Below are 20,243 nucleotides of genomic sequence, written 5' to 3'. Positions count from 1 at the left end.
TTCCCTTGTGAAACCGCAGCTCATACCCTCTGGGCGTCTTGATCAATATCCCGGAAGGGAATCAGATGCGACCAACCATGTCACCGTCGCGCGGGACCGCCGCGCGACGGTTGGCGGGCGCCGCCGCGGTCATCCTGCTGGCGGGCACAGCGCCCGTGCTGGCGAGCGGCCCGGCGAACGCCACGACCGACCCGTCGAGTTGTGTCACCGACCCGTCCGCGCGACTGGCCTCCGTGCCGAGCCCGGAGTCGTTCCTCGGCTTCCCGCTCGGCGTCGGCCAGCAGCGGGTCGTCACAGGCGAGGAGGCCGGCAACTACCTCGCCGCGGTGGCCGGGGCCTCCAAGCGGGTCCGCACCGGCGTCATGGCCACCAGTGTGCGCGGCCAGTCGCTGCCGTACGCGATCGTCTCCGACGAGACCAACATCCGCCCGGCCAACCTGCGCAAGCTCACCGAGGACATCAAGGCGCTGCGCGACCCCCGGACGATGACCGCGCAGCGGGCCAAGGAGATCACCACCAGCGGACCGGCGATCGTCTGGGTGACCGCCAACGTCCACGGTGGGGAGAAGAGCGGCACCGACGCCGCCCTGAAGACCCTGTACGAGCTGGCCGCCGGGCTCTCCTGCGACGTCGCCGAGCGCAACGAGAACCTGATCACCATCGTCGTGCCGACGCAGAACCCGGACGGCCACGACGCCAGCCGCCGGCAGAACGAGTACGGCTTCGACATGAACCGGGACTGGTTCGCCCGGACCCAGCAGGAGACCGACGGCAAGCTGGAGCTGATGCGGAAGTACCCGCCGCAGGTCTTCATCGACGCCCACGAGATGGGCGGCCGGCAGTACTTCTTCCCGCCGAACGCCGACCCGATCAATCACGAGATCTCCCCGCAGGTGGTCGACTGGATCAACCGGATCGGTGACGCCAACAAGACCGGCTTCGGGCACAACGGCGCCTGCGGCGGGGCCGTCACCACCGAGTGCTACTTCAACTACTCCACGTACGACCTGTTCTTCATGGGGTACGGCGACACCGTGCCGGCGGCCGGCTTCGGCGCGGCCGGGATGACCCTGGAGAAGGGCAGCGCCTCGGCGGTGCCGGACCGGGTGCAGCAGCAGTTCAACGTCATGTGGTCGACGCTGGGCTGGGCCGCCGCCAACCGGCAGGAGGTGCTGACCAGCTACTTCCAGCAGTGGAAGGACGCCATCGCCCAGGGCCGGGCGGGCACCCTGGAGCCCAACGAGGTGCTCCAGCCGGGCAACTCCGTGCAGTTCCCGGTGCCGGCCGAGCAGGTCCGGTCGTACTTCCTGCTGCCCGACCGGCAGCTGGCCGACGTGCGACAGCTGGTGGAGCGGCTGCGCCGGATGGACGTCGAGGTATACCAGGTCAAGAAGTCGCTGCGGCTGCCCACCGCCCGGATCTTCGGCGGGCGCAGCGCGACCAACCTGACCGTGCCGGAGGGCTCCTACTGGATCCCGATGAACCAGCCGCAGAAGCACTGGATCCAGGCCGTCATGGGCGAGGACCCGTACGTGCCGTTCCCGTACTTCTACGACGTGTCGTCCTGGAGCAACCCGCTGCTGATGGGCGTCAACGCCGTCTACACCGGCGCGGACGTCCGGCCCAACGCCGACCTGATCGACAAGATCGTCAACACGGGTGGCGGCAAGACCACCGCCGCGCCACCGCTGAAGGGCTCCTACACCTTCGAGCTGGACTCCGCCGCCGCGGCCGAGTTCACCTTCTCGCTGCTCGGCCAGGGCATCGAGGTCTACCGTGACCTGGAGACCGGCACCGCCAGCTTCCCGGCCGGCGTGCTCACCCCGGAGCTGAACAAGTCGGCCAAGCTGTTCGGGGTGACCCTGACCCCGTACACCACCGGCGCGGTCGGCACCCCGATCAGCCTGCCCGACGTCGGGCTCTTCCAGGGCACCGGCATCTCGCTGACCTCCGGCTCACACGGCGAGGCCCGCTACGTGCTCGGCAAGCGGTGGGGGCTGGACCTGACGCCGGTCACCGCCGCCGACATCAACGACAACACCACCACCTTCACCGAGCGTACGGTGCTGGTCGTGCCGGACGGCAGCAACGCCACCGGCGGGCTGACCGCCACCGGCCAGGCCAACCTGCGGGCCTGGGTGGCCTCCGGCAAGACGTACCTCGGGCTGCGCAACCAGGGCACCCGGATGGCGCGGGCGGCCGGGTTGACCTCCACCACCGAGAAGCCGAAGCCGACCGGCTACACGGTGATCGGCTCGCACCTGCGGGTGGACGTCGCCGACAGCCCGGTCTCGCTGGGCCGCCCGGCCGAGGACTTCGAGTTCAACAACAACGACTCGATCCTCAACCCGAGCACCACCGGCACCAACGTGCTCACCTACCCGAGCGGCGGCACCTTCTGGGCCAACGGGTACACCGTCAACGCCGACGCGCTCAAGGGCACCGTGGCGCTTGTGGACGAGCCGACCGGCGCCGGCCGGGCGGTGCTGTTCGCGTTCAACCCGCTGTTCCGGGCGTACAACGAGAACGGCCTGCACCTGGTGGCCAACGCGCTGCTCACCCCGAACGGCAGCGCCCCGACCGCCCGTACCGCCCCGACCGCCCCCGCCGTCGACCCGGCCCGCGCCGCCGCGGCGGCCGCACCGGTCGCCGACGACCAGGGCGGCGGCTGGCGGCCGATCACCATCGAGGTGGCCGCCGGCGACCTCGGGCGGACCACCGCGGTGGTGCAACGGTTCACCGACACCGCCACGGTGGCGCAGGTCAACGGATCGGCGTACCTGACCATCCCGAACCCGCAGGGCCTGCACTCCGACGAACACCCGTTCCTCGGCGACCTGGTCCGCACCCTGAAGTCCGACGGCATCCCGCTGCGTTCCGTGGTGGGCTGACCTCGACCGGGCGGGTTCCGGCAGCCTGCCGGAACCCGCCCGGCTGTTCGGTTCGGCCCGGCTGTTCGGTTCGGCCCGGCTGTTCGGTTCGGCCCGGCTGTTCGGTTCGGCCCGGCTGCCGTTGGGCCCGGCCATCGTTGGGCCGGCCATCGTTGGGCCCGGCTGCCGTTGGGCCCCGGCTCCCGCCCGTTCCGTCGCCGAAGCGCCTCGCTCTCTCCGTACCGGGGCGAGGTGTAGATCTTGGACACTTACCGTTCTATTTGGACGGTAAGTGTCCAAGATTCACTTGGGGGCCCGCCTCGGCGGGGGCGGGGGGCGGGGGTTGGTGGGGCCGGGCTGGGGGCGGGGCCTTCTTGCACCTACTTGCCCTTTTTGCGCTTGGGGGGCTTGGGGGCGTCGAAGATCTTGGAAGGAATGTGCCCCTGGAGGGGCCGAAGTCTTTCATGATCTTTGGGGTCCGGAGCCTCGCCGTAGAGGGTGCGAGGGGTGGTTAGCATGCCGGCTGTGGGACAGGACAGGTACGTGGATCCGGACCGGCGGCTGCCGGGCTTCGACGGCAGCATGCTCACCGGGGCACTGCTCACCCTCTTCGGCTACCTGATCCCCTGGTTCAAGCAGTCTCCGCGGTACCAGTGGTCGTACTCGGGCTGGAACTACGCCAGCCTGAGCAGCGGCGGCGGCTGGACCCTCTGGACCTTCGTCTTCATCCTGGCCGCGATCGTGGCCAGCTTCTGGGCCCGGACCATCCTCGGGGCGGCGATGACCGCGCTTACCGCTGCCGTCGGCACCCTGGTGTTCAGTCTGGCCGTGGTGGCGGCGAGCTTCGGGGCCATCGGGGAGCGCAGTTCGTCGAACGCGGTGGCGGATATGCCGTTCGGGCTGGGCCTGCCGCTGCTCGCCGTCGGCCTGGGCCTGCTCGTCGCCACCGCCTGCCGCGACATCGCGCTCAACGCCGACCGGTAGGCCCCGGCAGACCCGCAGCCGGTCCGGAATCCACCGACTGGCTGGCAACCACAACCGAGCTGGCCAGCCCGCCCGGATGACAGTTGTGGATAGCGGAGTAACGCGGAGAGCCCGGCTTACCGCCAGGCCCTCCTACGTTCTGCCGTGGACTCCGTCAGACCGTGTCGGTCTTCAGCGCGCGCAGGAAGCTGCCCCAGGCGCCGTCGCCGAAGGCGAGCGTCGGACCGCCACGGTCCTTCGAGTCGCGTACGCCCACCACATCGCCGTCGAAACGGACCTCGACGCAGGCGGCGTTGTTGGCGCTACGGGAGGACTTGAACCAGTCACGGGAAGGGGTGCTCACGTCATCTCCTTGGCGATCCGTTGGATCATGGCCAGCGACTCCGTCGAGTCTAGCGCCCGCTCCTGAGCCTCGGCGAAGGTGACGACGTAGTCGGCGACCCGGCTGGACTGGTCGATGATGTCGCTGGAGGTCAGCACCTCCTGCCAGACCAGCTCGGGCAGCCGGGGCGACGGGAACGACAGAATCTGGAACGGCCCACCCAGCGCCGGGTGCGCCCCGGCGGTGAACGGCATGACCCGGAACTCGAACTGATCGGGGCGCTCGATCATCAAGGCGGCCAGGTGGTCGAGCTGGGCTCGCATCACCGTCGGACCACCGACCTGCTGGCGCAGTGCGCCTTCGCCGATGACGGCGGTGACCCGGAGCGGGTGATCGCCGTTCAACCGCTGCTGGCGAGCCATCCGGGCACTGATCCGCCGTTCCATCTCGGTCAGTCGGACGTAGGTGTTACCGCCCCGGATGATCGCGCGGGCGTACTCCTCGGTCTGCAACAGCCCGTCCACCAGCTCGCTGTGGTAGCTGCGGATGTGTTCCGCGCCGGCCTCGTAGCCGAGGAAGCGGAGGAACTCGGCGGGGAAGAGCTGGGAGTACTGGTGCCACCAGGCGCGCTGCATCGCGGCGACCCGTAGCTCCTCCAGCTCGGTGGCGTCGGCCGGATCGATCTCGTAGATCTTGATGAGCTGGGCGAGCCGGTCCGCCGGCAGCTTGACCCGACCGGCCTCGACGCCGGAGACGTACGCCTGGGTGATCCGGCTCGCCCGGCCGGCGGCGACGGCGGTCATGCCCAGCTCCTCCCGGCGTTCCCGGAGCCGGATGCCCAGCTCCCAGGCGTGCACGGTGGGCGAGGTCAACGATGTCTGCGACACCCGAGGCGTGCTTGCCGACTTGGCACCCATCATGGCTCCTTCGTTGTTGACTGGCGACTGCCCGCAGACGCTACGCCGAAATTACACGACACGCCATAGGGTTGATATAACCATCTTGTTGGTTGATGCTGATCCCGGACAGGCACCGTCACGCATTGGAGGCAGTCATGGAGACCGTTGGTCGGTGGGTGTACCAGCAGGAGAAGGTTCCGCACGCGTTCTCGTTGTGCCGGGTGCTGGACGCCGGCACCTTCGACCAGGCGTACGACCTGCTCGGCGTCGTGCAGGTGACGGTGGACCGGCGGTACCCGGAGAAGCTGCCCGCCGCCCTGCGGCCGTGGGCATTGGCCACCCTCGCCAACGGCGGATACGGCTTCGGCCGCTTCTACGCCGCCTACACCACGCTGGATGAGGACGGCGAGCCCGACAAGGCCATCTCCGACGAGTACATCGACTGGTCCGGCACCGGACTCCTCACCCCGACGTCACCACCCCCGAGCGACTCGTGAACCGGGGCAAGCACCGCTCGACTATCGACTCTTCGTGCTGTCGGCCTGGGCGATCCGGCGCCGGACGACCTCGGGCTCGTGGAGCCGGGTGCGCCTACCGGTGGGCGGGCGGCGCGGGCGCGTCCGGGGCCATCGTCTTGGCCAGCAGCTCGGAGAGCTGGCGTTGCTCCCGCTCGGTGAGCAGCCCGAGCCGGTCGGCCGGGAAGGCGAAGGCCCGCCGGACGGCGCGTTGCACGTCCCGTCCCGCCGGGGTGATCGACACCCGCTTGATCCGCCGGTCAGCCGGATCCGACGCCCGCTCGACCAGGCCGCGGGCCTGGAGCCGGGCGGCGAGCTGGGTGACGTTGGAGGCGTCGCAGAGCAGCTCGGCGGCAAGCTCCCCCATGGCGCAACTGCCGTCGGTCAGGTGGTCGAGCAGGCAGGCCTGGGCGGCGCTCAGCCCGACCGTCTGGGCCGCGCGGGCGTACGCGGCGTCGTAGGCGGCCACGAAGTCCCACAGCTGCTGATCGAGGGTCTCCCGCAGCTCGGCCATGACCGAAGAATACTTGACTGCATCATGCATCGATGCTTGGGTGGGGAGGAAGCTTTAGTCACTCAACTAAAAGGGAGTGGTTCGACGTGCCCTCGACCTCAACCGAAGCCGGCCCGACCCGGGTCCTGGTGACCGGAGTCCGCGGCAAGACCGGCGTACCACTGGCGGAGCTGCTGCTGGCCCACCCGGGTGTGGAGGTGCGCGGCGGTAGCAGCGACCCGTCGTCGGTGGACATCGACGGCGTCCGACCGACCGCCTTCTCCTGGGACGACCCGGCCGGGTGGGCCGCGGCGACCGCCGGAGTCGACGCCGTGTACGTCGTCCGGCCGGACCGCGCCGACGCGCCGGAACTGGTCGGCGCGCTGCTGGCCGAGACCTCCCCCGGGACCCGGATCGTGCTGCTGTCCGAGCAGGACGCGGACTACACGGGGGCCGACGGCTGGGCGCCCCGGGTGGAACGCGCGGTCCGCGACAGCGGGCGCACCTGGACGATGCTGCGGCCGAGCTGGTTCATGCAGGTCCTCACCGACCCGCGTTTCTACCGCGACCAGATCGCCGACACCGGCCAGCTGCCGTTTCCCGGCGCTGACGCCCAGCTTGCCTGGATCGACGCCCGGGACATCGCGGCCGTGGCCGAGCGGGCGCTGCTCACCGACGGGCACGCCGGCCAGGTGTACGAACTCACCGGTCCGGAGGCCCTCACGTTGCCGCGCACCGCAAAGCTGATCTCCGCCGCGGCCGGGCACCCGGTGACCCACCGGGAGCTGACGATCGACGAGGCGGTCGAGGGAAGTTCGGGCTTCGACCGGTTCCTCTTCGCGCTGACCTTCGAGCGGGTGCACGCCGGCAGCTTCTCGGTCGTGACCGACACCGTGCAGCGCGTCACCGGACGACCGGCGCGGAGCCTGCAGGCTTTCCTCGCCGACACCGCGCCGACGTTGAAGCGGACGACCTGACGGCGCGATGGTCCGGCAGCCCTGCCTGCACGATGGACGAAAGGAGCTGGCGCGCTGCGTGCCGGACCAATCACCGAGAGGATCTTGACTCACAGCTCAGTAACGATCATCCAACAAGGTACCGGCTCCACATTAGGGTCACGGCGTGACTGAAGAGAAAGAATCAACAGAGGACCGATCCACCCGCCGGCTGGTGGTCGTGACCGGGGCCAGCTCCGGTATCGGCCTGGCAGCCGCCGTCGCCCTGGCCCGGCGCGGTGACCGGCTGGCGTTGGTCGGGCGGGACCCGGACCGGCTGCGGTCCGCCGGAGAAGAGGTCCACGAGGCCGCGGGCGAGCGACCGGAGCTGTTCCAGGCCGACTTCGCCGTCCTCGACGACGTACGCGGCCTCGCCGAGCGACTGCGGGCAGCGTACGAGCGGATCGACGTACTGGCCAACAACGCCGGGGCCATCGCGCTGCGGCCGGCGCGCACCGTCGACGGCTTCGAGCTCACCATCCAGGCCAACCACCTGGCCCCGTTCCTGCTCAGCAACCTGCTGGCCGACCGGATCGGACGGATGGTGGTCACCGCCTCCCGGGTACACCGTGGCGACCTGAACCCGGACGACCTCAACGCCGCGCTGAACAGGTACCGCTCCATGCGCGCGTACGCCACCAGCAAGCAGGCAAACATCCTCTTCGCCGCCGAGGCGGCCCGGCGCTGGCCGGACGTCCCGGCGTACTCCTTCCACCCCGGGGTGGTGCGCACGCGGTTCGGCTCGGACAGCCCGGTGCACGGGATCTACAGCCGACTGATGCCACTACGCAGCCCGGAGCAGGGCGCGGAGACGCTGATCTGGCTGGCCACCCAGGACCCGGCCCGGCTGACCAACGGCGCCTACCACCACAACCGGCAGCCACACCGGGCCCACCGTACGGCGACCGACCCGACGCTGGCCGCCCGGCTCTGGGAGGCCAGTGCCCGGGCCGTCGGCATCACGCCCGGATCATCGGATCAGGTCGACGCCCCCGACCCGGTCACCGCACCGGCAGAAAGCGACCAGGGCTCACTCGGGTGAGGACCGGTAGTCGGCGGCCAGCCGGGTGAAGCCCTCGGCCAGGCTCACCCGTGGTGACCAGCGCAGCGCCGCGCGGGTGCGGCGCTGGTCGAACCAGTGCGCGGTGGAGAGCTGCTCGGCCAGGAACCGGGTCATCGGTGGCTCGTCGGCGCGGCCCAGCGCCGGCCAGAGGCGCTGCACGGCGGTGCCGCCGGCCGTCGCCGCCGCCACCGGCACCCGCAGCCGCGGTGGCCGGGCCCCGGCGGCGGCGCAGATCCGTCCGACCAGTTCGGCCACCGTGCGGGGCTCGCCGTTGGTCACCACGAACGCCTGACCGTGTACGTCGGGCTCGGCCGCCCGATCCAACCCGGCCACGATGGCCTCGGCGGCGTTGCTGACGTAGGTGGTGTCGATCAGGGCGGTGCCCGCGCCGACCAGGGCCAGCCGGCCGGCCCGGGCCCGCTGCACGATCCGGGCGACCAACTGGGTGTCACCCGGCCCCCACACCAGGTGCGGGCGCAACGCCAGCACGGCGAAGTCGGGGGCGTCGGCGGCCAGGGCGAGCAGCTCGGCGGCGGCCTTGCTGCGGGCGTAGTCGCCCCGGGCCCGGTCCGGGTCGGCCGGGTCGGCTCCGACGCCGACCAGACCGGTGCCGTGGTGGGCGACCGACGGCGAGGAGACCTGCACGAACCGGGTGACGCCGGCGGCGCGGGCGGCGTCGAGCAGGTGGGCCGTACCGTCGATGTTGGTGCGTTGGAAGTCCGGCCAGCGGCCGGTCATCGACACCTTCGCGGCCAGGTGGACCACCGCGTCGACGCCGTCGACGGCCGCCCGCACGGCCGCCGGGTCACCGATGTCGCCGCGGTGCTCGTCGACGCCGGCCAGGGCGCTGGGGCGGCGTTGCAGCACCCGGACCCGGTCGCCCCGGTCGGCCAGGGTGGTGGCCACGGCACCGCCGAGCATCCCGCTGGCCCCGGTGACCAGGACCCTCAGCATCGGCCGAGCCGCCCGCCCGCGAGGACCCGGGCGGCCCACCGGCTCAGCCGGGCCCGATCGATCTTGGAGTTGTGCCGGATGTCGGTGGGCAGCGCCGGCACCACCAGCACGGCCGCGACCGGTGGACCGGCGACGGCGCGTACCGCGTCGGTCAGCTCGGCGTCGGCCAGCGCGGCACGGCGTACCCCGGGGTGGGTCTCGGCGACCACCACGACCTGGGCCAGGCCGCGCGGTCCGACGCCGACCACGGCGGCGCGGGCGATCCGCGGCACCGACTCGACGCGCTGCTCGATGCCGACCGGGGTGAGCACCCCGTCCGCGGTGACCAGCACGTGGGCGAGCCGGCCCTGCACCCACAGCCGGCCGTCGGCGGCCAGCGTGCCGACATCGCCGGTACGGTGCCAGCCCGGGTTGCGGGAGCTGTCGCGTTCGGTGAGCCAGAGCGCGTCGTAGCGGTCCTTGACGTGCGCGGCCCGGACCATGATCTCCCCGGTCACGCCGGTGACCTCGGCGGGCTCGTCGGCGGGGATGCCGTCGGCGTCCAGGGCGGCGACGGCCACCCGCACCCCCGGCAGCGGACGGCCGACGCAGACACCGTCACCGGGGCCGGCGTCGACGATCTCGTCGAGGGTGACGTCGGTGACCGGCAACACCTCGGTCATCCCGTACGGCGTGTGCGGCTGTGCCTTGGGCATCAGCTCCCGGGCCCGCTCCAGCAGCGCGGCGGGCACCGGCGCGCCCGCGCTGAGCAGCGTGGTGACCCCCTCCAGGGCGGCCCGCTGCCGGTCGTCGAGGGTGCCGCCGGAGTCGACCACGTTGCGCAACGCGGCCGGTGAGGCGAAGACCGCCGAGGCGTCGACCGCGGCCGTGGCATCGGCCAGGGCGGCGGCGGTCAGCGTCCGGGGCGCGGTCACCCGCATGTCCGGGATCGCCGAGGCGAGGCCGAGGGCCGGCCCGAAGAGGGCGAACGGCGCGAACGCCGCCACGATCCCGCCGTCGGTGGGCAGACCCAGCCCGCCCAGGGCGTCGCGCATCGCGGCGAGCTGCCGGTGGGTGTAGACCGCGCCCTTGGCCGGGCCGGTGGAGCCGGAGGTGAACAGCACCGCCGCGTCGTCGTCCGGCGCGGGAGCCGCGGGCAGCTCCGGCTGGGCGGCCCCGAGCCGGACCAGCCGGCCCAGGGTGGTCGCGCCCAGCGCGGCGGCACCGGGACCGGCACCGATGCGGCGTACCGGCCAGCGCAGCGCGCGGGCCACGGCCAGGCCGGGACCGACGGCGATCAGGTGCGCCGGGGCGGCGCTGCGGATCGCCCGGTTCATGCCGGCCAACCCCAGGCCCGGGTCGGCCACCACGATCACCGCGCCGATCCGCAGGCAGGCGTAGACGGCGGCGGTCAGGTCGGCGCCGGGAGGCACCAGCAGGGCCACCCGGTCACCGGGGCGCACCCCGGAGGCGACCAGGCCGGCGGCGAGCTGGCCGACCCGTCGCCAGAGCAGCGACCAGCTGACCCGTCGACCGCCCCGGGCCAGCTCGACCAGGGCGACCGACCGGTCGTCGGCGCGGTCGGCCAGCGCCGCCCAGAGCGGACGCCGGTCCGCCCCGGCCGCCGGGACCTCAGCCGTCCCGGAGGGCCGGGCCAGAGCCTCGGTCGACCCGGATCGGCCCGCGGCCTCAGTCGGTGCGGGTGGTCGGTCCAGCTCGGGCAGCCAGGCGGCGACCGCGCCGGCCACGTCGGCGTCCTCGGCGAGCAGGTGCCCCGCGCCCTCGAAGCGGTGCAGCCGGGCGTGCGGCAGCCGGGCCCGCAGGTCACGCAGGTGCACCCCGCCGAAGACCGGGTCGCGTGGGCCCCACAGCAGCAGGGTGGGCACGTCGGCCAGGTCACCGAGGCGCTGCGCGACCTGCTGCAGGGCCGGCCAGCTCGGGTGGTCGGGGCTCAGCGGGATGTCGGCCACGAAGTCGCCGACGGCCTGACGGCGCCGCGCCGTGCGGTACGGCGCGAGGTACGCCTCGCGTACCGGCGTGGTCAGCCGGGGGTTGGCCAGCGCCAGGGTGGCCCGCAGGAAGGTCGGAGTGCGGACGGTCACCGCCGGCAGCACGCCGGGTGAGCGGGCCAGCCGGATCAGCGCCGGCGCCGGCGAGCCGTCGGGCTGGTGTACGGCCGTGTTGGTGAGCACCACGCCGCGCAACTGGTCGCGGTGGCGCAGCGCCCAGCCCAGCGAGATGGCCCCGCCCCAGTCGTGCCCGACGGTGACCACCGGGCCGGTCAGGCCGAGGGCGTCGGTGACCGTGCCGAGGTCGGCGATGCGCTGGGCCAGCCCGCGTACCGTGCCGGTGCGCTCGGAGAAGCCCATGTCGAGGTGGTCGACGGCGACCACCCGCCACGGTGGGGCGTCGGGGCTGCTGAACCGGGCCAGCAGGTGCCGCCACAGGTACGCCCAGGTGGGGTTGCCGTGCACGCAGAGCAGGGTGCCGGCGTACCGCCGCTGGTCGGCCCCGGCGGCGCTGTCCAGGACGTGCCAGGTACGGCGGACGCCCTGGCTGTCGGCGGCGGTGACGAGGCGGGACCAGGCCGGGTCGAGGCCGGGCAGCCCGTGGGGCAGCGTCTCGGGTGCGCCGGTCACCACACGATCTCCAGGGCACAGGTGTTCAGGCCGGAGCCGACCCCCATGCAGAGCACCCGGTCGCCGGGGTTGAGGCGGTCGGCGTGGTGGGCCAGGGTGATCGGCAGCGAGGCCGGCCCGATGTTGCCCAGCCGCGGGAAGGTCGACGGCACCCGCGCCGGGTCGAGGCCGAGCCGGTCCACCACGCCCCGGGTGTGCGCCACCGACACCTGGTGCATGGCGTACAGGTCCAGGTGTTGCCAGTCCCAGTCGCCGGCGCGGGCCCAGGTCGCCGCCGCCAGGTCCAGGCCGGCGTCGAGCAGGCCCTTGGCGTCGGTGCGCATCCTGGTGTTGTCGCCGACGCACAGCTCGTGGTGGCGGGTGGCGGCCCGGCCCACCCCGCCGACCAGACGGTGGCCCTGCGGGTGGGTGTCGGCGGCGGCCAGCACCATCGCCGCCGCGCCGGAGCCGAGGGTGAGGGTGGCGAACTGCTCCTTGATGTCGGCCCGGGTGGCCTCCGGGCGGCGTAGCCGCTCCAGCGTGGCCTGCTGGGCCTGCCGGGCGCTCTCGCCCGCCACGACCAGCGCGTAGCGGATCTGCCCGGCGTCGATCATGTTCGCGGCGACCTGCATCCCGTTGACGAAACCGAGACAGGCGTTGGCGATGTCGAAGTTCAGCGCCGCCGGTGGAAGGTTCAGGCTGTGGTGGATCCCGGCGGCGGTGGACGGCTCCAGGTTGGCCCGGGACACCGACGTGTTGATCAGCAGACCGACGTCGCCCGGGTCGACACCCGCCTCGGACAGGGCCTTCGCCCCGGCCTCGGCCGCCGCGTCGGCGAAGCTGAAGCCCTCCGGCCACCACCGTCGCTCCTGGACACCGGCGACGTTCTGGATCATGCCCCGGCGCAGCCGCAGCCGCTGGAGGGTGTCGGCCAGCTCGTCGTCGAAGTGCTCGGAGGGCACGATGACCGGCGCCTCCAGGGCTGTCACCGACAGTACCGTCGTGTTCACGTACCGGTAGTCAGCGTTGCCGTCCGTCATCCAGCCTCCACCCCTCGCCCACCCCTCGCCGGCTCGAAGTTATCCAACGCCCGCCACCATCCACCAATGATCGACTGCCGCGGCGGCGAACATCACCCCGCCCGGACCGTGCGTCAACCGGACGTCGCCGTCGGTGACCACAGGCGTCGTGGGTGGCGTCCGCGCCTGTTTCCGCAGGCCAGCGCCCGGGAAAGGTAGCTGGTCCAGTCCGCCGGGCACCGGTGGCGCGTCGAGGGTGTGGGGAGCACGATATGACCGTTTCCGGAGCTGACCAGGGATTCCCACCGATCGACGGGTACGCCTTCCTGTCGGACACCCACACGGCGGCGCTGATCGCACCGGACGGGTCGGTCGAGTGGTTCTGTGCGCCCCGGTTCGACGGCGACGCGGTCTTCGCCCGACTGCTCGACCGGGACGTGGGCGGGTTCTTCTCGCTCACCGTCGAGGGCGCGGGTCCGCCCCGACGGTGCTACCTGCCGGACACCCTGGTCCTGGAGAGCCGGTACGCCGGCACCGACGGCACGGCGGTGGTCCGCGACTTCCTGGCGGTCAGCACCGGCGACCCGCAGCAGCCGATCCGGGCCGGCCAGCTCCTGGTCCGGCAGGTGACCGCCGAGGGTGGCCCGGTGCGGCTGGCGGTCCGCCTCACGCCCCGGCACGGCTACGGCGCCCACCCGGTGCGGTGGCGGCACACCGACGGACGGTGGCGGGCCTCCGACACCCCGCTGTGGTTCACCGCGGACCTGCCCTCCTCCGGCGACGGAGCGCCGGCACCCTCCGCCGACGGCGGACAGCTGCGGGCCGACGCGGACCTGGCCGAGGGTCAGACGGTGACGTTGCTGCTCGGCTACGGCGAGGCCCCGGCGGCGGCCGACGCGACAGCGGAGCCGGCCACCGCCGAGGCGCACGCCGATCCGGGCGCGGCCGGGACGCACACCGCCGCCCGGCTGCTCGACGAGACCGTCCGGACCTGGCGGGACTGGTCGGCGCGCAGCGACTACACAGGTTTCGCCGCCGAGGCGGTCCGGCACAGCGCGCTGGTGCTGCGCGGGCTGTCGTTCGACGAGACCGGCGCGTTGATCGCCGCGCCCACCACCAGCCTGCCGGAGGAGATCGGCGGGGTCCGCAACTGGGACTACCGCTACACCTGGCACCGCGACTCGGCGCTGCTCCTGCTGGCCCTGTTCCGCCTCGGTCACGCCGAGGAGGGCCGCCGGTACCTGCGCTTCCTGCTCGACATCTGCTCCGGCCAGGGCATGCTCGCCCCGCTGATCGGCATCGACGGCGGCACCGACGAAGAGCAGGAGCTGGACCACCTGGGCGGGTACGCCGGCTCCCGGCCGGTCCGCATCGGCAACGAGGCCGCCGGGCAGGTCCAGTTCGACACCTACGGTCACATCCTGGACGCCGCCCTGGCCTACCAGCAGCTCACCGGCGAGCTGACCGGGCAGCAGTGGACCCTGCTGCGCCGGCACGTGGACACCATGGCGCAGCGGTGGCACGAGCCCGACCACGGCATCTGGGAGATCCGGGGCCCCCGCCGGCACCACGTGAACTCGAAGGTGATGACCTGGGTCTGCCTGGACCGGGGCATCCAGCTCGCCGGCCTGCTCGGCGACGACGACGCGCCGGCGGACCGCTGGCGGGCGGCCCGCGACGAGCTGCACGCCGAGGTGCTCGCCCGGGGCTACGACCACCAGGGCGGCGGGTTCGTGATGTGGTACGACTCGACCGAGCCGGACGCGTCGCTGCTGCGGATCCCGCTGGTCGGGTTCCTGCCGGCCGACGACCCGCGGGTGCTGGCCACCATCGACCGCGTCTGGCAGGACCTGGCGATCGCCCCCGCCCTGATCCGCCGCTACCGGGCCGACGACGGGCTGCCCGGCGAGGAGGGCGCGTTCCTGCTCTGCTCCTTCGAGCTGGTCTCCGCGCTGGCCGTGGCCGGCCGGCGGGACGAGGCGCAGCAGCTGTTCGACCGGCTCACCGAGCTGGCCGGCCCGCTCGGGTTGTACTCCGAGCAGCTGGCCGCCGACGGCACCGCGTTGGGCAACCACCCGCAGGCCTTCACCCACCTGGCGCTGATCGAGGCCGCGCTCAACCTGGACGCCGGCGGCGACACCGAGGAGCTGCACGCCTGGGCCGAGCGCGGCATCCACGCGCCGCAGCACTGAACCGGCCGGGGGCGCCGGTCGGTGGCCACCGACCGGCGCCCCCGCTGGTTGTTACAGCCCGGCGGCGTGGGCGGCGGCGGTGCCACCGACCACGGGCAGGACGATCTTGCTGCTCTTCAGGTTCACCGCGATGTTCGCCGCGGTGGTGTCGGCCTGGCTGGAGTACTGCGGGTAGCTGGCCACCACGATCACGCCGATGCGGTGACCGGGCTTGAAGACGTAGTCCTCGGGCAGCAGCGGCCAGCTGAAGTTGTACGACTCCCCCGGCACCAGCGGCACCGCGACCCGGATCGACTGGCGGTTCTGGGCGTCCATGATGCCCTTGGTCACCAGCTCGGTGTCGGCGGTGGCGACCCGCTTGACGGTCTGCCGGTAGCAGGCGTCGTCGGTGGCGCTGCTCTCCCCCCAGCAGTCCTGCGTGTCCAGGGTGATGATGCCCTCGCCGGAGGCCCGGTGGGCGACCCGCTCGTCGGTGCCGTAGTCGACCAGGATGACCCCGAAGTTGGTGTCGGTCTGGTCGGCCGAGGCCCGGATCTGCATGGTCGGCGTACCGGAGATGTGCAGTGGGGCGGTGAGCGGCTCGGACAGGAAGGCCAGCCGGTGGGGCTGGACCACCCCCGGGTTGTTGATCATCGTGTTCTGGCTCTGGGTGCGGCTGTCCTGGAACCGGCCGGTCGCCGGCTTGGCCGTCGGCACCAGGCCGAGTCCACCCGCGCCGGAGGTGGCGGGCTGCAGGAAGACCTCGGTGTCGACCTTGCCGGGGATCGGCCAGTCGGCGTGGGTCTCCCACACGTCGGCGGCCCGCTCGATGTCCAGCCGAGGCTCGTCCATGATGCCGTTGGCCACGCCCTGCAGCCAGAAGTCGAACCACCGGTGCAGGGTGTCCACCCACACCGCGCGGCGGGAGTCGAACGGGTCGACGTGCCCCTCCTGGGAGATCCACAGCTTGCGCGGGATGTCGTTCTCGGCCAGCGCGTACCAGTACTTGCTCATGTGGTCGGCGCGCACGTTGTCGTCGTTGATGCCGTGGTACAGCAGCACGCTGGCGCTCTGCTTCGGCACCTTCTTGACGTAGCTGCGCTCGTTCCAGAAGGCGGTGTAGTCACCGTGCTCGTCGCCGTCGGCCGCGCCGAGGGCGTCGCGCACCGGCTTGCAGTAGTCCCGGCGCTCCGGGTTGGTGACCACGTTCGCCAGGTACGACACGTAGCTGTTGCCCCGGGTCACCACGCCGTTGCTGCGCACGTAGTCGTAGTACTCGCTCGGGCCGCCGATCGGCACGATCGTGGTCAGGCCCTGCACCCCGGTCACCGCGGTGGCCATGGCCAGCGAGCCGTCGTACGACTTGCCGATCATGCCGGACTTACCGTTGTGCCAGTCGGCCTTGACGACCTCACCGGCGGCGTTGCGGGCGGTGGCCCGGCCGTTGAGCCAGTTGATCGCCTGCTTGGCGCTGAGGTTGTCCTGGTTGGCGTTGGTGGTCGGGCAGCCGGTCGAGTTGCCGGTGCCCACCATGTCCAGCAGGATCACCGCGTAGCCGCGCGGCACGAAGTAGTTGTCGTACCACAGCGGCCACTTGTCCAGCAGGCCGTCACCGTCGAGGTCCACCTTGCACTCGGAGTCGTTGCCCCGGCAGAGCGTGGTGTAGTACGGGCTGGCGTCCATCACCACCGGCACCTTGAGCCCGTCGGCGGTGGCCTTCGGACGCATCACGTCGAACGCGATGATGTCGCGCAGCCCGTCGTTGTCGCTGTCGAAGGTCGAGTCGATGAAGAGCCGTTCCCGGATGGCGTCGGAGTAGCCGAACACCGGTTGGGTGACGCCGTCGGAGACGACGATCGTGGGCGGTTCGTCGGCCGCCACGGCCTGGGGCGACGCGGCGAGGACCGCGAGGGCCGTCGCGGCGAGGACGGCGATTCCGCCGCGCCAGGGCCTACCTGTCACAGCCATGCAGTTGTCTCCTTGTGGGGGTCTGAGCTGGTGACGCTACGAGCCCACGCACCGCCGCCGCCATCGGCACGTGTAGGAAAAACGTCCCGACCGGCTTCGACCCGCCCCGGGGCGGTCAGCCCCGGTAACCCCACTCGCGCAGCGGCTTGTCCAGCACCCGCTCCACGTCGGCCAGCTGACCGGCGCTCAACTCGTCGAGGTACGCCGCGCGCCGACCACCGGAGAACCGGTACCGGCCGAACCCGCGCTCGAAGGCGGCGTCCCACTCCAGCCCGAGGAAGTCCAGCATCCGGGCCACCTCGGCACGCGGGTCGGCCACCAGGTCCTCGTAGCGCACGTCCAGCCACTGCTGCTCGGGGTGCTCCGCCCGGGCCTGCCCGAACCGGTCCATCAGCAGCTTCCAGCCGAGCGCGGCCAGCACCGGGAAGGACCGGTCGTACTCCTCCCACTCCTGGCGCAGGTCGGTGGGCAGCGGCCCGAGGAACCAGTTGTCCGGCCCCTGCCACCCGTCCCACCAGCCCATCTGCAGCCACGAGTTGGTCACCGCCCGGCCGTCGCGGACCACGTTGACCACCCGCAGATCCGGGTACGCCGCACGCAGGAAGCCGGTGCGCGGCCAGCCGGTGACGTGGTGCACCATCGTCCGGCAGCGCTGCCGCCGGGCCCGGGTGTCGAAGAACTCGCGCAGCCGGTGGGACACGTACGGGGTCAGGTCCTCGGCGGTGAGGTCCCGGCAGGGGCGGGAGAAGCCGGCCACCACGTGCCGGTCGAGCAGCTGGTACGCCTCCGACGGGGCGACCCGGACCCGCCCGGCCTCCAGCAGCCGGCGGGCGTGCGCCAGGGAGGTCATCCCGGCCGGCCGGGGCGCGGAGCGGCGGTAGAGCGGGCCGTTGAACCGTCCCTTGAGGTTGAGCCGGGACAGCTTGTCGTCCACCCCGGAGACGAACCCGACCTCCCGGTGCCGGGAGAGCAGCTCCTGCACCAGGGTCGAACCACACCGGCCGGTCCCCACCACCAGCGACAACATCTTCTCTCAGCCCTCCTGTCGGCCGGTCGGTACGCCGAGCGGTGTGCCGCGTCGGCCGGTACTCGTGGTCCGGCCGGTACGGCCCAGCGGGTAGCCGAGGCGGCGTAGCCCCGGCCAGGTCAGTGCGGTCACCACCGCGTACGACCAGCGGGACAGGTCGGTGCGCCACTGGTCGTCGGCGCGGATCGGCACCGCCCCGGTGCGGTGGCGCGACGGGTTGCCCGCCACCGAGTGGGTGGGGGCGAGCCGCACCGCCGCCGGTTCGCCGACCGCCCCGGGTGCGACCAGCGGGCCGGGCTGCGCACCGAGGCCGGCGAAGGCGGTGATCCGGGCCAGCGCGGCGGCCGGATCGGCGGTGAGGTCCTCGTACCGGATCCGCAGGTAACGCTCGGGGTCCGCGGCGAAGAGCCGGACCGTGACCGCGTTCCAGACCGACCAGAGCAGGGCGGCCTTCCACACCGGCGGACGGCTCATCAGCCGCTGGTCACGCTCGCCGTCCAGGCCCCGGCGACGACGCCAGGAGAAGGCGGTGGCGCGCGGGTCCCGGACCACGTGCAGCACCCGCACGTCCAGGCCGGGCAGCCCGTCGAGCAGAGCGCCGTACGGGGGCAGCTTGGAGGAGTCGACCACGATCCGGGCGTCGGCGTGCCGGGCCAGGCAGGTGTACAGCCCGGTCAGCACCGCGTCGTCGGGGTGCGCCGCGACGGCCCGCCGACCGGCGCGGGCCCGCCACAGCAGCGCGGGCACGCCCCGCATCCGCAGCCGGCCGCGCAGCCCGGCGGCGATCTCGGCGGCCCGCCCGACCGGCACGTCGCGGCGTACCCGGCTCCACAGCGGGCAGTCCCGGAACGGCCGGCCGCACCCGCAGGGGCGGTTGTCCAGTTCACCGCGTTGCCACAGGTAGCGCAGCTCACCGGCGGCGAGCACCCCGGCGTACTGGCCGAGGACGTTGGTGACCAGGGTGCTGCCGCTGCGTCCGCTGCCGGCCAGGTAGAGCACCCGTACCGGCCCGTCGGGCTCAGAAGCGGGCCGGCCGGCGTGCTGGTCGCCGCTGGTCACGCGGGTACCCCGGCCCGCCGGGTGGCGGTGGCGTAGACCTCCCGCAGGCGCTCCAGGTGCGCCCGCGGACTGAACTCCCGCTCCACCCGGGCCCGGCCGGCCAACCCGAGCCGGTGCGCCCGGTGCGGGTCGGCCAGGGTCCGGTGCAGCGCGGCGGCCAGCGCGCCCGGGTCGTCGGCCGGCACCACCTCACCGTCGGTGCCCGGGGTGACCAGCTCCGGCAACCCACCCAGGTCGGTGGTGACCACCGGCACCCCGCAGGCGAACGCCTCCAGCACCGCCATCGGCTGGTTCTCGTTCCACCGCGACGGCACCGCCGCCACCGCCGCCGACCGGATCAGCTCGTGCAGCCGGGCCTTGTCGAGCCGGCCGTGGAAACGTACCCGGCCCGGTGCCCGCCGCCCGGCCAGGTCGGTGAGCGCGTCGCGGGCCGGGCCGTCGCCGGCCACGTCCAGGTGAACCTCGGGCGGCAGCTGGGCCAGCGCGTCGATCAGCACGTCGACGCCCTTCTCGGCGGAGAGCCGACCGGCGAAGACCACCGACCCGCCCGCTGTCGACTTCACCTCGGTCTGCGCCACGTCGACGAAGTGCCGTACCACGTGCATCCGGTCCGGGAAGACCCCGGCGCGGCGCATCACGTCGGCCAGGAACCGGCTGGGGCTGACGAAGGCCTGCACCGGCCCGTACGCCCGGGTCGCCCGGTGCAGCCAGGACTCCACCGCGAGCAGCGAGCTGGCCCCCAGCGAGCCGTCCTTGCAGCGCCGCCGGGCCGCCCGCAGCGGGCCACCGGTGACGCAGGCGTCACAGACCGCGCCCCGGTCGAGCATCTGGTAGCTGGGGCAGGCCAGCTTGTAGTCGTGCAGGGTCATCACGCACGGCACCCGGGCGACCCGGGCCGCGGCCAGCACCGACGGTGAGAGCTGGTGGTAGATGTTGTGCAGGTGCACCACGTCGGGCCGGAACTCGTCGAGCACCCGGGCCAGGCCCCGCCGGCTCGCCCCGGACCAGATCATCCGCGCCGCCGCCGCCGTGCGCGGCCGCAGCCCGCGCGGTGCCGGCTCCAACTCCACCAGGGGCGGGAAGTGCCGCGCGTACGGCGTGGGCGCGTCGTTCTCCGGGTGGGTCATGCCGAAGTACGCCACCTCGTCGCCGGCGGCCCGCTGCAACTCGGCGACGTCGAGCAGGTAGCCCTCGGCACCGCCACGGCGGTACAGGAACTTGTTGACGTGCAGGACACGCATGACAGCTGCTCCGGGGGTGGCCTGGGGCCCGCTTGGGGGTGGGCGAGGGGTGCACTGGCAAGCGGG

General features: G+C 72.7%; 16 protein-coding genes. 6 read left to right on the top strand and 10 right to left on the bottom strand.

What is annotated here, in order from left to right; genetic code table 11:
* The first annotated feature begins 65 nt into the window (after window positions 1-65).
* Complete coding sequence (locus GA0070617_RS14745; RefSeq protein ID WP_229688366.1) at window positions 66-2,891, top strand: M14 family zinc carboxypeptidase; 2,826 nt, start codon at window positions 66-68, stop codon at window positions 2,889-2,891.
* A 495-nt stretch (window positions 2,892-3,386) separates the two neighbouring features.
* A complete protein-coding gene (locus tag GA0070617_RS14740; protein ID WP_139135672.1) occupies window positions 3,387-3,854 on the top strand; it encodes a hypothetical protein in 468 nt (155 codons plus the stop codon).
* 154 nt (window positions 3,855-4,008) lie between these two features.
* On the opposite strand, the gene GA0070617_RS14735 is transcribed toward GA0070617_RS14740, so the two are convergent.
* Together GA0070617_RS14735 and GA0070617_RS14730 are read right to left on the bottom strand one after the other, a co-directional pair.
* Window positions 4,009-4,197, bottom strand: coding sequence for a DUF397 domain-containing protein (locus tag GA0070617_RS14735; protein WP_091437820.1), 189 nt, complete (start codon window positions 4,195-4,197; stop codon window positions 4,009-4,011).
* Window positions 4,194-5,063 (bottom strand): helix-turn-helix domain-containing protein, encoded by an 870-nt coding sequence (locus GA0070617_RS14730; protein ID WP_217628815.1) that lies wholly within the window; start codon window positions 5,061-5,063, stop codon window positions 4,194-4,196. Before GA0070617_RS14730 ends, GA0070617_RS14735 begins: the two co-directional genes overlap by 4 nt.
* 167 nt (window positions 5,064-5,230) lie before the next feature.
* Between GA0070617_RS14730 and GA0070617_RS14725 the strand changes: the two genes are divergently transcribed.
* The gene (locus GA0070617_RS14725) at window positions 5,231-5,572 is read left to right on the top strand and encodes a hypothetical protein (RefSeq protein ID WP_091437817.1); all 342 of its coding nucleotides are present in this window, start codon (window positions 5,231-5,233) and stop codon (window positions 5,570-5,572) included.
* 94 nt (window positions 5,573-5,666) lie between these two features.
* On the opposite strand, the gene GA0070617_RS14720 is transcribed toward GA0070617_RS14725, so the two are convergent.
* A complete protein-coding gene (locus tag GA0070617_RS14720; RefSeq protein WP_217628814.1) occupies window positions 5,667-6,134 on the bottom strand; it encodes a MarR family winged helix-turn-helix transcriptional regulator in 468 nt (155 codons plus the stop codon).
* A 56-nt stretch (window positions 6,135-6,190) separates the two neighbouring features.
* Here GA0070617_RS14720 and GA0070617_RS14715 point away from each other — a divergent pair, with 56 nt between their 5' ends.
* The gene (locus GA0070617_RS14715) at window positions 6,191-7,060 is read left to right on the top strand and encodes an NmrA family NAD(P)-binding protein (RefSeq protein WP_217628813.1); all 870 of its coding nucleotides are present in this window, start codon (window positions 6,191-6,193) and stop codon (window positions 7,058-7,060) included.
* A gap of 145 nt (window positions 7,061-7,205) precedes the next feature.
* Window positions 7,206-8,120: an SDR family NAD(P)-dependent oxidoreductase gene (locus tag GA0070617_RS14710; protein ID WP_229688367.1), complete on the top strand. Its 915-nt coding sequence runs from the start codon at window positions 7,206-7,208 to the stop codon at window positions 8,118-8,120.
* On the opposite strand, the gene GA0070617_RS14705 is transcribed toward GA0070617_RS14710, so the two are convergent.
* The 3 genes from GA0070617_RS14705 to GA0070617_RS14695 are packed head-to-tail and all read right to left on the bottom strand — an operon-like array spanning window position 8,109 to window position 12,732.
* Window positions 8,109-9,095, bottom strand: a complete 987-nt coding sequence (locus tag GA0070617_RS14705) for an NAD-dependent epimerase/dehydratase family protein (RefSeq protein WP_217628812.1) — start codon at window positions 9,093-9,095, stop codon at window positions 8,109-8,111. The genes GA0070617_RS14710 and GA0070617_RS14705 overlap by 12 nt on opposite strands.
* On the bottom strand, window positions 9,089-11,713 hold the full coding sequence (locus GA0070617_RS14700) for an alpha/beta fold hydrolase (protein WP_091446420.1): 2,625 nt from the start codon (window positions 11,711-11,713) through the stop codon (window positions 9,089-9,091). Before GA0070617_RS14700 ends, GA0070617_RS14705 begins: the two co-directional genes overlap by 7 nt.
* A complete protein-coding gene (locus GA0070617_RS14695) occupies window positions 11,710-12,732 on the bottom strand; it encodes a 3-oxoacyl-ACP synthase III (RefSeq protein WP_091437805.1) in 1,023 nt (340 codons plus the stop codon). Before GA0070617_RS14695 ends, GA0070617_RS14700 begins: the two co-directional genes overlap by 4 nt.
* Before the next feature lie 251 nt (window positions 12,733-12,983).
* Here GA0070617_RS14695 and GA0070617_RS14690 point away from each other — a divergent pair, with 251 nt between their 5' ends.
* Complete coding sequence (locus GA0070617_RS14690; RefSeq protein ID WP_091437802.1) at window positions 12,984-14,903, top strand: glycoside hydrolase family 15 protein; 1,920 nt, start codon at window positions 12,984-12,986, stop codon at window positions 14,901-14,903.
* A gap of 51 nt (window positions 14,904-14,954) precedes the next feature.
* Here the strand turns inward: GA0070617_RS14690 and GA0070617_RS14685 are convergent, their stop codons facing one another.
* The 4 genes from GA0070617_RS14685 to GA0070617_RS30580 form a co-directional block, all read right to left on the bottom strand.
* Entirely contained in the window at window positions 14,955-16,850 is a 1,896-nt protein-coding gene (locus GA0070617_RS14685; RefSeq protein ID WP_091437799.1) for a CocE/NonD family hydrolase, read from the bottom strand.
* Window positions 16,851-16,965: 115 nt separating this feature from the next.
* Window positions 16,966-17,877 carry a sulfotransferase family protein gene (locus GA0070617_RS14680; protein ID WP_091437795.1) on the bottom strand — a complete coding sequence of 304 codons (912 nt, stop codon included), beginning with the start codon at window positions 17,875-17,877 and terminating at the stop codon, window positions 16,966-16,968.
* Between the two features lie 6 nt (window positions 17,878-17,883).
* Window positions 17,884-18,936 (bottom strand): sulfotransferase family protein, encoded by a 1,053-nt coding sequence (locus GA0070617_RS14675; protein ID WP_091437792.1) that lies wholly within the window; start codon window positions 18,934-18,936, stop codon window positions 17,884-17,886.
* Complete coding sequence (locus GA0070617_RS30580) at window positions 18,933-20,177, bottom strand: glycosyltransferase (protein WP_175440542.1); 1,245 nt, start codon at window positions 20,175-20,177, stop codon at window positions 18,933-18,935. The genes GA0070617_RS14675 and GA0070617_RS30580 overlap by 4 nt, the downstream gene beginning before the upstream one ends.
* Window positions 20,178-20,243 lie beyond the last annotated feature (66 nt).

It is taken from the genome of Micromonospora yangpuensis (assembly GCF_900091615.1).
In the GTDB taxonomy this organism is placed as follows: domain Bacteria; phylum Actinomycetota; class Actinomycetes; order Mycobacteriales; family Micromonosporaceae; genus Micromonospora; species Micromonospora yangpuensis.
This window is presented reverse-complemented; position numbering and strand designations above follow the sequence as displayed.

What these genes read in the sequence shown, in the direction of transcription:
- GA0070617_RS14745 (WP_229688366.1), top strand. Translation starts at nt 66, where the DNA reads ATGCGACCAACCATGTCACCGTCGCGCGGGACCGCCGCGCGACGGTTG.
- GA0070617_RS14740 (WP_139135672.1), top strand. Translation starts at nt 3,387, where the DNA reads ATGCCGGCTGTGGGACAGGACAGGTACGTGGATCCGGACCGGCGGCTG.
- GA0070617_RS14725 (WP_091437817.1), top strand. Translation starts at nt 5,231, where the DNA reads ATGGAGACCGTTGGTCGGTGGGTGTACCAGCAGGAGAAGGTTCCGCAC.
- GA0070617_RS14720 (WP_217628814.1), bottom strand. Translation starts at nt 6,134, where the DNA reads ATGCATGATGCAGTCAAGTATTCTTCGGTCATGGCCGAGCTGCGGGAG.
- GA0070617_RS14705 (WP_217628812.1), bottom strand. Translation starts at nt 9,095, where the DNA reads ATGCTGAGGGTCCTGGTCACCGGGGCCAGCGGGATGCTCGGCGGTGCC.
- GA0070617_RS14695 (WP_091437805.1), bottom strand. Translation starts at nt 12,732, where the DNA reads ATGACGGACGGCAACGCTGACTACCGGTACGTGAACACGACGGTACTG.
- GA0070617_RS14690 (WP_091437802.1), top strand. Translation starts at nt 12,984, where the DNA reads ATGACCGTTTCCGGAGCTGACCAGGGATTCCCACCGATCGACGGGTAC.
- GA0070617_RS14685 (WP_091437799.1), bottom strand. Translation starts at nt 16,850, where the DNA reads ATGGCTGTGACAGGTAGGCCCTGGCGCGGCGGAATCGCCGTCCTCGCC.
- GA0070617_RS14680 (WP_091437795.1), bottom strand. Translation starts at nt 17,877, where the DNA reads ATGTTGTCGCTGGTGGTGGGGACCGGCCGGTGTGGTTCGACCCTGGTG.
- GA0070617_RS30580 (WP_175440542.1), bottom strand. Translation starts at nt 20,177, where the DNA reads ATGCGTGTCCTGCACGTCAACAAGTTCCTGTACCGCCGTGGCGGTGCC.